This is a genomic window from Vibrio phycocola (assembly GCF_053850235.1).
In genome coordinates this window covers 207,456-220,681 of the sequence record NZ_JBSQDJ010000002.1, presented here as the reverse complement: position 1 = coordinate 220,681, position 13,226 = coordinate 207,456, and the positions used below count along the sequence as shown (strand labels likewise).

The following is a 13,226-nucleotide window of genomic DNA, read 5'->3' as shown; positions in this document are numbered from 1 at the left end:
GATTTTAATGATGTAGCTGGATGAATTATGTTCTCACGAGTCCCCAAACCACTGTCGATTTTCTCATGTTGTTTCCTGTTGCTAGTGCTTTTTTCACTTTGGCGTCCAGCATCGATGGAAGTTTGGCTTGCTGAAATGATACCTGTTTTCGCCATACTCTCTTTAGTTTGGGTAATCAGCTTCTCATTCAAATTTAGTATCGCAAGTTACTTATTTATGTTTGCTTGGCTTACTTTACATACCATTGGTGCTCGATATACCTTTGCGGAAGTGCCGTTTGATTGGTTCAACAATCTAATAGGGTCAGAGCGAAACAATTTTGACCGCGTCGCGCACTTTTCTATCGGGCTTTATGCCTTCCCCATCGCTGAATATTTAATCAGAAAACAATACTGTAATACACAATTAGCCACTCTTGTGGGTTTGTTGTCCATTATGAGCCTTGCCGCTGGCTACGAGATTATTGAATGGTGGTATGCGGTACTTGCTGGCGGAGATGCTGGGATAGCTTTCTTGGGCTCTCAGGGGGATATTTGGGATGCACAAAAAGACATGCTATGCGATACACTGGGGGCAGTCTTAGCTCTTGCTTTCATCCCGTTTGCCGTTAAAGCCAACTTTTGGACAAGAGATTATGTTTCATTATTCCTAAAATAAGAGTCACAATTAACTATCGCTCTAATAGAACGTAAAAAAGCCCGCGATAACTGCGGGCTTCTTAATGACGTCAATGTTCTAAATGAACTTACAGAAGATTGATACAATCTTGAGCAATGACCAACTCTTCATTGGTAGGAATAACTAATGCAACCGCACCAAGCATTTCCGACCGAGCAATCACGCCAGATTCACCAAATCTAGCCTGTTCGTCTCCAGCTTCATCTTCGACAAATCCAAGAATTTTAAGCTTTTTCAAAATTTCACGGCGAATAGGCAATGCATTCTCACCGATGCCGCCAGTAAATACGATTGCATCTAAGCTATCTAGTGGAATTAAATAAGAACCAATGTATTTAGCAACACGATAAGTAAAGACTTCAAATGCTAACGTTGCTCCTTCGTGACCTTCGGCCATTGCATCTTGAATACCTCGAGCATCAGAGGTTAGGCCTGATACACCCAAGAAGCCGGACTTTTTATTCAACACTTCAAAAACTTTTTCAGGTTCCCAGCCTTTCTTCAATAGAAACTCAATAATACCTGGATCTAAATCTCCTGAACGCGTGCCCATCATCAAACCAGCAAGCGGAGTGAAGCCCATTGAAGTATCGTAGCTCTGTCCATTTCTCACGGCACACACTGATGCGCCATTACCTAAGTGAACAGTAATTAAGTTACACTCTTCTGCGGGCTTGTTCAGCATTTTTGCAGCTTCACGGCTGACAAAGTAGTGGCTAGTGCCATGGAAGCCATAGCGACGAATACCATATTCAGTGTAAAGCTCATTGGCAATCGCACCAGTGAAAGCGCGTTTTGGCATGGTTTGGTGGAATGCAGTATCAAATACAGCAAATTGAGGTAAGCTAGGAAATGCCTCCATAGCGGCACGAACACCAATAGCACCAGCGGGGTTATGCAGCGGCGCTAAATCACTTAGGCTTTCAATTTCTTCAAGTACCGTGTTATCAATTCGAACTGAAGATGTGAATTTCTCTCCACCATGAACAATACGGTGTCCTACCGCAACAATATCTTTATCAAACCCTAAACTTTCAACAAGAGCAACAATACGATTTATGGCATGCTGGTGATGACTGTCTGGATGAGAGATAGCTTCTTCTGTTTTCTCACCTTGATATTTCCAGCTCACTACAGCTTCAGGTAAACCAAAACATTCACCTAAACCACTCACAATTGCATCACCAGAATTTGAATCGATGACAGCAAATTTTAGCGATGAACTACCAGAGTTGATAACCAATACATACGAATTTGACATGGGGGGTACATTCCTGTTTGCGGATTAATTAAGAAGCGCTCCGCTTCTCCATCTTACATACCCCATTATTCAATATCTTTTGAAATACTCAACTTTTTTTTAATCTATTCATTTTTTTTATAATCATTTGTATGATCTAACTCAAAAAATTAATTATTTTTTGGCTAAAAGTAAATAAATAGTACAAAGAACACACCGTTCATTACTGAAATGTTAAATCTAGAAAAATATGAGAATTATCACATTCAAAAATATTTTAATATGATCGTTATAACTTTAAGGTTTGAAAATAAGGAAGTGATAAAAGAAGAAATGCTGCAAAGAATACATATGCAATTACAGCACAACTCAATTGATTTGCAGAGGCTAGCGGTATCGACGCTCTCGAACCCCTTTCTTCTGAACATTATGATGCCCAGTATCGTGGTACACTGGCTTACCACCACCTCGACCATGCGTTGGCCCCCAATGTCCAACACAACCCGATAGTATCGTCACCAATACTCCAACAGCAATAAATCTAAGCATCTAATCCCCTTATTAAGAATCTAATTGAACGCTGTTCATTAAATTTACTAAAATTTAAGAATCAGCGCTACTCCAATTACTTAAATTTACATTAAGTCTCAACATTCTTAGTATTGGATATAGCACTGGAGTTGTTCTGAAGAGACGTTCAGTTTTGCATGAAGCTGCGCAACAAAATTATTTATATCACCAAACTGACTGTTTGCCTTTACTACAACATCTGATACTAGTAGATCATTGTCTTTCAATGTCACTATGGCACAAGCGACAGGATCACCATTTTCATAACCAAGATATAACTCACATGGCTCGGAATAGATAACTTGAGTAAGAAACTCGATAATGTGGCCTTTATCTAAATCACTATCATATTTTTCTGCTTGCAATAGCGCAAATGTCACTGTTAATCGATGAAAATCAACCAAGTAAATGTCGTCAAGGTACTGTGGTAATATTGGTAACGGGCACCATGCCTCACACAAATAATGCTTCTCTTGTTCCATATATAAATCACATCCAGCAAGGCTTTCTTTGGTTGGATGCTCTACCTCGACTTGCTGACGTAGCCATTGATTTTTTAGTTTTACAATGGCATTAGCACTATCTCTCATATTGTTCCGTATAATATTGGTTAAAAATATTACTCAACAAAGGTCAGACTTAAATAAGTCACGTTTCATTCAGTCAGTGATATTGCTATTATGACCTTTACTTCAGTTAGTTGGAAATTGTTATGAAAAAAACTTTACTGCTTGCTCCTCTTCTCGCAACAATGCTAAGCGCTTGTGATAACAGTGAAGTAGGTGATGTGAGTCTTGGCTTGTTCACAACTCAAGATATTAAAATTAATAACCTTGTTGATCCCATAGTAACAGGCGTGACCTGTCACGTGGCGAGTATTGAGGCGGATTTAAGTCTTGCAGATCCATCAGATTCTTCAATCGCTTGTCGTCAAACCGGTCCGATTACCGCGGAAATGATTGCTAAAATTGATAAGTCTAATTCAGGTGATGTGGTCTTTAAAAAATCAAAAAGTATTTTCTTTAAGACAATGAAGATTCGTAGAATTTTAGACGCTGATACGCAAACTTTGTTGTATGTATCATACTCAACCAAAGAAACTTCTGGTAGCTTCAAACACAGTTTGTCGACGGTTCCGCTTTGGGGTACTCCTGCTTATACAGAGCCACAGCCAAAACCATAACGAAATCGAAAGCCAACACAAGCAGTAAAGATTTAGAGCGACAATATTACTTCATGTCGCTCTAAATACCTTTTCATTTAGATATGCCCGTAACTTTGTGCTCTCGTTAACGAACTGAGCGCATTCTCACGCGACGAATGACAGCAACCAACGCCATCAGCAATAAACCAACCTCGTGAATAGCACCAGCAGCAGCGCCACTTGCCGATGCCGCTACGATATCGTTGTCTAATGATTCGTCACCGGTAAAGTCTTCATCTGCAGGGTCCTCACCTGAAGTGCTCTCCGATGTATCTTCGTCAGAAGCATTGTCATCAGAAGTGTTATCACCCGAAGCCTCGTCATCTGGCGTATTATCATCTGAAGTGCCACCACCCGAAGCGCCGTCATCTGATGTATTGTCATCTGAAGTGTCATCACTCGAGGCCCCATCATCTGATGTATTGTCACCAGAAGTGTCATCACTCGAAGCCCCATCATCTGATGTATTGTCACCTGAAGTGTCATCACTCGAAGCCCCATCATCAGACGTGTTTTCATCTGATGTATCCGAAGAATCATCAATCGCTGAAACATCATCTAGTGGTTCACCGTTAACAAACGCTTCTCGTTTTGCTTCCGTTGCAACATAGACTGATGTAACACTTGAATCGTAAGTGCCGGCCATTACGCCTTCTATCCAACCAATATAGTCAGCTAGCTCAGTATAGTAGGAAGTCACGTCTTTACTACCACACCTTGATGGACCAAAGCTCGTAATCCCGACTTGAGTATATGTGCTACCACTAACATGATAGATAGGGCCACCAGAGTCTCCAGAACAAATTCCAGCCACTAGATTATTGGTTGTTGTATCTTTATCTGAGCCTTCAAAGCATATCTGTTTATCGGTAAATCTATCACTGTAATTCGTGCCATAATCCGACGCGAGAGATGACTTACATCCGTCATTGTCTATATAGTTCATATTTGCTGAGAGCAAGGTGTTGTCAGAAGTTAAATCATCGTCATCCGTTTTACCTAATCCGATCGTCACATAAGTGCTATTTTCTTCGTCACGATATGATTCATCAGCAGGTATGGTTACAATTCCTGCACTGTTTAAGCTGCTCTCAAGCTCAATAATAGCAATATCGTTAGCCCATAAATCTGAGCCAGAATTATCAAAAGAAGTGAAATAATAAAACTTTGAAGCGCGGACGGTATCTACGGTATCTAACCAGTTAGACATGTCATCAGTTTGTCCAACGGCAGTAAAAAGCATATATTCTTGATCAATATCTTCGTCATCAAAAATACAATGTGCAGCCGTTAAAACGAAAGTATCACTTAGAACGGTAGCACCACAAAACGATGCACTACGATATGTTCCATCGTATTCAACACTGTCCCAAAATAGGCTGGCGAAGTTGGGATATGAGGTAAGTGACGTTTCATCACCATTTACGATATAGGTCGAAAGATCCATTGCCATTACAGCTGGTAAGCAACTGAACGTTGAAAGTAGAGTCGTTAACTGGCGTTTCATGATGGCATGTCCCCACGCTAAAATATTGACACCATCATACTCTAGACAAAATAAAAGGGGAACACTTAGTGATCCCCTTACCATATCAAGCCTCAAAAACATCGCACGGCTAACATACCATTATAAAAACGAGTCGAAAGTCAATTTTATGACTTCCAATAATAACTAACCTTATTTGCCTTTACCTTTTGAGAAGCAAGAAAATATGTTGAAACGGCGTATTAATGCAATGCATGCCATAAGTAATAACCCTAGAGTATTGATAGTACCAGAGCTCGCTGATGACGAAGAGATCACTTGAAAAGAACCATCTGAACCACCAGATGAACCACCGGAAAAGCCGAAGGATAAATACGCCGAACGTTTATTATCTGTTGCGGTAAACACACTCGTTGTGCTGGAATCGTAACTTCCATTCATAACACTTGTTATCCATCCAGTGTAATCCGCCACTTCTGTGTAGTATGACGTCACCGTTGTCGAACCACATTCACTAGGTCCAAAACTGGTAATTCCAACCTGAGTAAAGCTACCACCATTTTCGTAATATATAGGGCCACCTGAATCGCCTGAACAAACACCAGCAACGAGGCCATTTGTAGTGCTACTCGAGTCAGCTCCCTCAAAACAAATTTGCTTGTTGGTAAACAAGCCACTATACCCCGCGCTATAATCTGCGATTAATGCGTCTTGGCAGGCTGCATTAGTGATATACGTCATGTTGGCAGATAATAAAGTATTGTCATCAATATCATCATTATCATCGGTTTTGCCTAATCCAATAGTGACAAAATTATTACTCGTATTGCGGTAAGACTCATCTGATGGCGTACTTACAGTCGCATTGCTATTTAAGCTACTCTCCAATTCAATGATGGCAATATCATCAGCCCATAAGTCAGAATCTGTTCCACTAAAGGAGCTGTAATAGTAAAACTTTTTGGCACGAACTGTCGTCACCGAGTCAGGAAAATTCGATGCATCATTAGTTTGTCCAACGGTAGTAAACAACATGCTGTATTCGTTAGGTTCATCCCCATCAAAAATACAGTGCGCCGCGGTCAAAATAAAAGTCTGGCTTAGTACTGTCGCACCACAATATGGACCAGCATAAAGCCCATCATAATCAATACTATCGAAAAACAAACTCGCGAAATCAGGATGCTCGGTAAGCGATGTGCTTTCTCCATTCACAATATACGTGGAGAGGTCATTCGCGGTTGTCGTATTTACAAAACAAAGCGCGGCTACCAAAGTCAATAAATGACGTTTTATCATAGATTCGTCCTAGCGAAATTAACTCTTGTCATAATACGATACCCAATAGAAAAGGGGAACATATCATGTTCCCCTTTATCAACAGAATTGCATGATACGTGTCTTACCCGCGATAATAACTCTGCGGTACAAAAGGCATCTTACTTACGGTCATCGGTAACATTTTCCCCCGAACTTCCGCTTGAATTTTGGTTCCAACAGCTGAGAAATCACTCTTCACATACGCCATCGATACAGGTACACCTGCATTTGGTCCGGTCGTCCCACTAGTTACTACTCCGATAGCTTGACCCTCTTGATCAAACAATGGCGTTCCTTCTCGAACCGGTGCTTTAGTCTCACCTATCAGTCCCACACGCTTGCGAGCCGCAGATTTATTTGCGTGTTGATCATGAATAACCGATGCCCCAGGATAACCACCAGAACGTACACCGTCTGCGCGCCTCGCTGGGCTTAGAGCCCAAATCAGGCTCGCTTCGATCGGTGTTGTCGTTTCATCAAGATCATGACCATACAAGCACAAACCGCATTCTAGGCGCAGTGAATCTCGAGCGCCTAAACCGATCCATTCCACTTGCTCGAACGCTGTTAAACGTTTAGCAAGTGCAACTGCATCTTGACTAGAAACCGAAATCTCATAACCGTCTTCACCAGTATAGCCGCTTCTACTGACAATGCAGTCAATTCCTTCAATCGTCACACGTGCGATATCCATAAACACCATATCGTTAACTTGTGGTGCTAGCGTTCCAAGTACCGAAGCGGCTTGAGGACCTTGCAGAGCAATTAAAGCACGATCATCCAATTCGGTTAAAGTAACGCCTGGCTGTAAGTTTGCTTTCAAGTGAGCGATATCAGCTTCTTTGCACGCTGCATTCACCACGACAAACAAGCAATCGCCTAGATTCGCCACCATTAAATCATCGAGAATGCCACCCTGTTCATTGGTAAAAAAAGCATAGCGCTGTTTGCCCGATGGAAGATCAATCACATCAACGGGAACCAAACTTTCGAGCATTGCCGCGGCGTTTTCACCGGTCAACGTTAATTGCCCCATATGGGAAACATCAAATAAACCAGCGGCATCACGAGTGTGTAAATGTTCTTTCTTTACACCTAATTTATACTGCACTGGCATTTCGTAGCCCGCAAACGGCACTATTCTCGCGCCCTCTTCAACATGTAAATCATATAACGGGGTCTTTAACAACGTACTCGGTTGCTGCTCGTTAGCCATGACAATTCTCCATACCAATGAAATGGGTTAAGACTGGTCACAATAGATGACCAACTTAAGATGCTGTGTGTTTCCAATAATAAACAAGAATGAGAAAATTGAAACTATTTAACCATTTTTCTACTTAAAAACCGCTAATACATAGCAATAGGTAAGATATTTAAAGAAGAAGAGTGCAAAAACAGGGCAATTCAAGCACTGAAATAGTGATTTATTAGAAAAGTATCTTATAAGAAACGAATTATTTAGCCGTCACCCAGAGGATTTCTGCATCTTTTTCACTAATGGATACCAGCATATGTCCCATGTTCGCATCGTAATAAACACTATCGCCTTTCGCCATATTTACAGGTTCATAGAATTCTGAATAAAAGGCAATTTCACCTTCTAATACGAGAAGGAATTCTTCACCATCATGACGAACCCAATCACCATACTCTTCAAAAGTTCGCGAACGCACCTGTGTTTTAAATGGCATCATCTTTTTGTTTGATAGCTGAGTGGCAAGTAACTCATGTTCGTACGTTGGAGTAGGATGCGGTTTTCCTTGCATAGAGCGAGTGACATCTCGGCGTCCAGTTGCAATGATTTTCTTAGGTGGCTCAAATAGTTGAGGCATATTTATCGCTAGCCCATTGGCGAGTTTTTGCATAGCCTGAAACGTTGGCGATATTTGTTCATTCTCTATTTTACTTAACGTAGAGCGTGCCAAACCCGTCTTCTGGCTTGCTTCTTCCAAAGTAAGACCAAGATTCAACCGAATATCTTTAATCCGTTGGCCGAGTTTTAGAGGCTGAATATTCTCTTCTGTTGAATCTTTTTCTAGCAACAATGAAGGATAATCATCAAATATTTCATCTTGCATTCTTCCATCCTCGACCTTAGTCATTTTTATACGGTAAATCATACGAGTCACACTCCCCTATATCATAACGGCTTGGCGTGAAAAATGCACCTAACCCATAAACGCAAGAGAAACATAGTTTCCTATTGGAAATTTTAATTGAATGTTGCAGGTTGAAAAGGTATGTTATCGACATGTTGAGTACGCCTATAGTTGTGCGTTTATTACCCCTTATTTTAGATTTGATTATTTGGAGAATTTGTCATGGACAATACGTTGAAGTTTACTGAAAGCCACGAATGGGTTCGCGATAATGGCGATGGTACTGTCACGGTGGGTATTTCCGAGCATGCTCAAGAAATGCTTGGCGACGTGGTATTTGTTGAATTACCAGAAGTCGATGCCGAGCCAGAAGCCGGCGATAACTTCTCACTTGTTGAATCTGTAAAAGCAGCGTCTGAAATTTACATGCCTATCAATGGCACGATTATCGAAGTTAATGAAGATCTTGAAGGCAGCCCAGAGCTTATCAACGAAGAACCATACGAAGGCGGTTGGATTGTAAAAATCAAAGCAGCAGACCTTGCAGAACTTGATGGCCTAAAATCGGCTGAAGATTACTTCGCCGCTATCGAAGACGAGTAATATTTTCGAGGTGGTGAACACTGCTTTTAACGAAAAAGTAGTTTTTGCTGTTTTCAATATCGTCAACCACCAACCTATTACGGTGGTTGAAGTGCAACGCTAGATTTACCAAGGTACCGGAATAATGACACAGTTACTGAATCGTCTTTCGACTCAAAATGAGTTCGTCTCACGCCACAATGGCCCTAATTCAGCGGATCAGCAATCCATGCTTGAAACGCTTAACGTTGATAGCCTAGATGCGCTCATTGCTCAAACAGTGCCTCAGTCGATTCGTCTAGAGCAGCCAATGTCATTAGCCGCACCTATGAGTGAATCTCAGATGCTGAGCGAGCTGAAAGCCATTGCTCAGCAAAATCAAATTAAGCGTACCTTTATCGGTCAAGGATATTACAACACGTTCACACCCAACGTAATTTTACGGAACGTGCTGGAAAACCCAGGTTGGTATACTGCTTATACGCCGTATCAACCAGAAATATCTCAAGGCCGACTCGAAGCGTTACTGAACTATCAACAAATGGTGATGGATCTTACCGGCATGGAAATCGCCAACGCATCGCTGCTTGATGAAGCTACAGCGGCAGCAGAAGCCATGACCCTGTGTAAGCGCGCTGGTAAAAGTAAGAGCAAAGTATTCTTCGTTGCCGACGATGTTCATCCGCAAACTCTAGAAGTGGTGAAAACTCGTGCCGAATACATTGGGTTTGAGGTCATTGTTGGCGAACTCGACTCGCTTCCTGAACAGGATGTGTTCGGCGCATTGATTCAATATCCTGGCACCACAGGTCAGGTTCGTGACCTTACGGATGTGATTGCAAAAGCCCAAGCCAACAAAACCCTTGTTGCCGTTGCGACTGATTTACTGGCCTGCGCACTGCTTAAGCCTGTGGGAGAAATGGGCGCTGATGTCGTGATTGGTTCAGCGCAGCGTTTTGGTGTCCCCGTTGGTTATGGTGGTCCACACGCCGCATTTATGGCGACACGTGATAAACATAAACGTACCATGCCCGGCCGAGTAATTGGTGTGTCTATCGATACTCACGGTAACCCAGCGCTGCGCATGGCGATGCAAACTCGCGAACAACATATTCGCCGCGAAAAAGCGACGTCGAACATTTGTACCGCGCAAGCGTTGCTCGCAAATATGGCCTCTTTCTACGCAGTATTCCACGGCGCAGAAGGATTACGTACCATTGCTCGTCGTACTCATCATATGACCGCAATTTTAGCCGCTGGCTTAACAAAGTCTGATTACGAGCTTGATCACAACAGCTTCTTCGATACCATCACACTAAACACTGCTAGCGATACCGATGCACTCTATGCTAAGTCGCAAGCAGCCGACATCAATTTACGTTTGCTTCCGGGTAAACTTGGCATCAGCTTAGATGAAACCACCACCACCGAGGATATCGCGGCGTTGTTTGCTATCTTCGACGTGAAGGAAAACATCGAAGCGTTGTCTTCAGCTATTGCCGACAATGAGTTTGCTGCGATTCCCGAAGCCTGTCGCCGCGAATCTAAGTACTTAACTCACCCCGTATTCAACACGCATCACAGCGAAACTCAAATGATGCGTTACCTAAAACAGCTTGAGAACAAAGACTTCTCACTGACCCACGGCATGATTCCGCTGGGCAGCTGTACCATGAAGCTCAACGCAGCAGCAGAGATGATTCCTGTTACATGGCCTGAGTTTGGTGCGATTCACCCATTTGCTCCTCTTGAGCAAGCGGCGGGTTACACCGCATTAGCGAAAGATTTAAAAGAGAAGTTGTGTGAAATTACCGGCTACGACGATTTTTCTCTACAGCCAAACTCAGGCGCGTCGGGCGAATACGCGGGTCTAATTGCAATTCAGCGTTATCACAAAAGCCGAGGTGAAGGCCATCGTAATGTGTGTCTAATTCCGAGTTCTGCACACGGAACGAACCCAGCGACAGCTTCTATGGTGTCGATGAAAGTGGTCGTGGTTAAGTGTGATGCCGATGGCAACATCGATATTGATGATTTAACTGCGAAGATTGAGAAACACAACGACAATCTTGCGAGCATCATGATCACCTACCCATCAACACATGGCGTGTACGAAGAGCACGTTCGTGAAGTGTGCGATTTAGTTCATGCTGCTGGCGGCCAAGTCTACCTTGATGGCGCTAATATGAACGCACAAGTCGGCCTTACGTCACCTGGGTTTATTGGTTCAGATGTATCGCATTTAAACCTACACAAAACTTTCTGTATTCCTCACGGTGGCGGCGGTCCAGGAATGGGCCCAATTGGGGTGAAATCTCACCTTGCACCTTTTTTACCGGGGCACATTGAAAATGGTGTAGAAGGAACTGACTACGCGGTTTCTGCGGCGGATCTAGGCAGTGCATCCATTCTTCCAATCTCTTGGGCGTATATCGCTATGATGGGGGAACAAGGTTTAACCGAAGCCACACAAGTCGCGATTTTGAACGCCAACTACATGATGGAGCGTTTGTTGCCACACTACCCGGTTCTTTATCGTGGCGGCAATGGTCGTGTTGCTCATGAATGTATTATCGATATTCGTCCGTTGAAAGAAAGCAGCGGCATCAGCGAAGAGGACATTGCAAAACGTTTGATGGATTACGGTTTCCACGCCCCAACCATGTCGTTCCCAGTTGCGGGTACGTTGATGATTGAACCAACGGAATCTGAAGATCTTGAAGAGATCGATCGTTTCTGTGACGCGATGATCGCCATTCGTGCCGAGATCGACAAAGTGGAAGCGGGTGAATGGCCAATCGAAAATAATCCATTGGTTAACGCGCCTCACACTCAAGTTGATTTGTCATCCGAGACTTGGGAGCGCCCGTACTCACGTGAAAATGCGTGCTTCCCAACCAAACAAACCAAGGCGTCGAAGTACTGGCCAACCGTTAACCGTGTCGATAATGTCTACGGTGACCGTAACTTGATTTGTTCATGCCCGAGTATTGAGAATTACGAAGAGTAGAGATTGGTAATGATCACAAATAACTAAGTTGGAAACTAACTTAAGTAAAAAAAGTGAACCGTTTGGTTCGCTTTTTGTTTGCAAGTGTGTCGCTAGCGAGCACTCCCCTATTATTTTCTTTTAAAGCGCAAGGCGAGTTGAGCGATACGGCCAATTGTTTTTTTTTGAAACTTCCAGAAAAAACGAAACTGACCACTAATAGACCCAAAAATCAGCAGCAGTAATTGATAGGTGAAAAAGCCCAAAACATACGGGATTACTTTTAAAAGTGTGTGCGACTCACTCTCAATCTCAAGCCAGGAAAAGTACTGAACGACGCACCAACCAGTAACGGATCCGGTAATCGAAAATACAATTAAAATAATACAAAATTGAAGGTGACTTTCGACTCCCCACTTGGTTTTGAGCTTTGCTGCCCAACCATTATTTTCGGGTTTTGAGGCGAGTTTGGGTTCACTATTCATATAGATTCATCTTTGTTTTGGGACACTTGTTTACAACATGAATAGTATCCGTTAATCAATCGTTAGTTATTCACAACTTGCCGAGTTGTAACCAAGCACAATGTCGAAAACTGATCGGTTAAAAAGGCTTCTTTCCCGGGCGTTCTTTTACTCTCTAGTACGACGGTGCGCTCGTTTAACTTTCCTTCAAATGTCCACTTACTGAACGCTTCATGTCTGGCATCCGAGCAGGGAGTTTGCAGTACGTAACTTTCTGTTACCGACGTATCGCATTTTCCCAGTGAATTTCGAACACCATGAAAGGTAACATGGCTATCTCGATCGCGATAACTGGTCACCGCTAGAGCATTAAATAGGTGAACATCATCAATACCAGTTTTCTGCTCTAGCATCCGATGAGGGTTTTCTTTAAGGCTGACTCGAGCAAGATCTATTAACTCTTCAGAACACGGGATAGGCTGCTCCGCAGCAATATGCTCCATCGAGGTTTCTTGAGCGTATGTGAGCGTAGAAAAACCGATCGAGAGCAAACATACCAAGGAAGTAGATTTTGTTTTCATACTAGCTCCA

Annotated in this window: 13 protein-coding genes; 4 read left to right on the top strand and 9 right to left on the bottom strand. The window is 42.8% G+C overall.

Translation table 11 applies throughout. The features are described 5' to 3' along the window. Positions 1–27 precede the first annotated feature (27 nt). Positions 28–657: a DUF2238 domain-containing protein gene (locus tag ACWU4D_RS04305; protein WP_456050160.1), complete on the top strand. Its 630-nt coding sequence runs from the start codon at positions 28–30 to the stop codon at positions 655–657. 88 nt (positions 658–745) lie between these two features. Here the strand turns inward: ACWU4D_RS04305 and ACWU4D_RS04300 are convergent, their stop codons facing one another. The 3 genes from ACWU4D_RS04300 to ACWU4D_RS04290 all read right to left on the bottom strand — a co-directional run bounded on the left by ACWU4D_RS04300 (position 746) and on the right by ACWU4D_RS04290 (position 3,078). Further along, the gene (locus ACWU4D_RS04300; RefSeq protein ID WP_456050159.1) at positions 746–1,939 is read right to left on the bottom strand and encodes an acetate/propionate family kinase; all 1,194 of its coding nucleotides are present in this window, start codon (positions 1,937–1,939) and stop codon (positions 746–748) included. A 366-nt stretch (positions 1,940–2,305) separates the two neighbouring features. Beyond that, positions 2,306–2,467 carry a hypothetical protein gene (locus ACWU4D_RS04295; protein WP_456050158.1) on the bottom strand — a complete coding sequence of 54 codons (162 nt, stop codon included), beginning with the start codon at positions 2,465–2,467 and terminating at the stop codon, positions 2,306–2,308. A 107-nt stretch (positions 2,468–2,574) separates the two neighbouring features. Beyond that, the gene (locus ACWU4D_RS04290) at positions 2,575–3,078 is read right to left on the bottom strand and encodes a hypothetical protein (RefSeq protein WP_456050157.1); all 504 of its coding nucleotides are present in this window, start codon (positions 3,076–3,078) and stop codon (positions 2,575–2,577) included. A gap of 122 nt (positions 3,079–3,200) precedes the next feature. Between ACWU4D_RS04290 and ACWU4D_RS04285 the strand changes: the two genes are divergently transcribed. Then, on the top strand, positions 3,201–3,671 hold the full coding sequence (locus ACWU4D_RS04285) for a CreA family protein (protein WP_456050156.1): 471 nt from the start codon (positions 3,201–3,203) through the stop codon (positions 3,669–3,671). 106 nt (positions 3,672–3,777) lie between these two features. Here the strand turns inward: ACWU4D_RS04285 and ACWU4D_RS04280 are convergent, their stop codons facing one another. The 4 genes from ACWU4D_RS04280 to ACWU4D_RS04265 all read right to left on the bottom strand — a co-directional run bounded on the left by ACWU4D_RS04280 (position 3,778) and on the right by ACWU4D_RS04265 (position 8,579). After that, positions 3,778–5,199, bottom strand: coding sequence for a trypsin-like serine protease (locus ACWU4D_RS04280; protein WP_456050155.1), 1,422 nt, complete (start codon positions 5,197–5,199; stop codon positions 3,778–3,780). A gap of 171 nt (positions 5,200–5,370) precedes the next feature. Then, positions 5,371–6,477 (bottom strand): S1 family peptidase, encoded by a 1,107-nt coding sequence (locus ACWU4D_RS04275; protein WP_456050154.1) that lies wholly within the window; start codon positions 6,475–6,477, stop codon positions 5,371–5,373. 103 nt (positions 6,478–6,580) lie between these two features. Further along, positions 6,581–7,714, bottom strand: a complete 1,134-nt coding sequence (gene gcvT / locus ACWU4D_RS04270; protein ID WP_456050153.1) for a glycine cleavage system aminomethyltransferase GcvT — start codon at positions 7,712–7,714, stop codon at positions 6,581–6,583. A gap of 241 nt (positions 7,715–7,955) precedes the next feature. Then, positions 7,956–8,579, bottom strand: coding sequence for a helix-turn-helix domain-containing protein (locus ACWU4D_RS04265; protein ID WP_456050540.1), 624 nt, complete (start codon positions 8,577–8,579; stop codon positions 7,956–7,958). Between the two features lie 243 nt (positions 8,580–8,822). On the opposite strand from ACWU4D_RS04265, the gene gcvH reads away from it, so the two are divergent. Beyond that, positions 8,823–9,203, top strand: a complete 381-nt coding sequence (gcvH, locus tag ACWU4D_RS04260) for a glycine cleavage system protein GcvH (protein WP_456050152.1) — start codon at positions 8,823–8,825, stop codon at positions 9,201–9,203. A 124-nt stretch (positions 9,204–9,327) separates the two neighbouring features. Further along, complete coding sequence (gene gcvP / locus ACWU4D_RS04255) at positions 9,328–12,192, top strand: aminomethyl-transferring glycine dehydrogenase (protein ID WP_456050151.1); 2,865 nt, start codon at positions 9,328–9,330, stop codon at positions 12,190–12,192. 110 nt (positions 12,193–12,302) lie between these two features. On the opposite strand, the gene ACWU4D_RS04250 is transcribed toward gcvP, so the two are convergent. Both ACWU4D_RS04250 and ACWU4D_RS04245 read right to left on the bottom strand, forming a co-directional pair. After that, positions 12,303–12,656, bottom strand: coding sequence for a DUF6787 family protein (locus tag ACWU4D_RS04250; protein ID WP_456050150.1), 354 nt, complete (start codon positions 12,654–12,656; stop codon positions 12,303–12,305). Positions 12,657–12,718: 62 nt separating this feature from the next. Then, positions 12,719–13,216, bottom strand: coding sequence for a hypothetical protein (locus ACWU4D_RS04245; protein ID WP_456050149.1), 498 nt, complete (start codon positions 13,214–13,216; stop codon positions 12,719–12,721). Between the last annotated feature and the right edge of the window lie 10 nt (positions 13,217–13,226).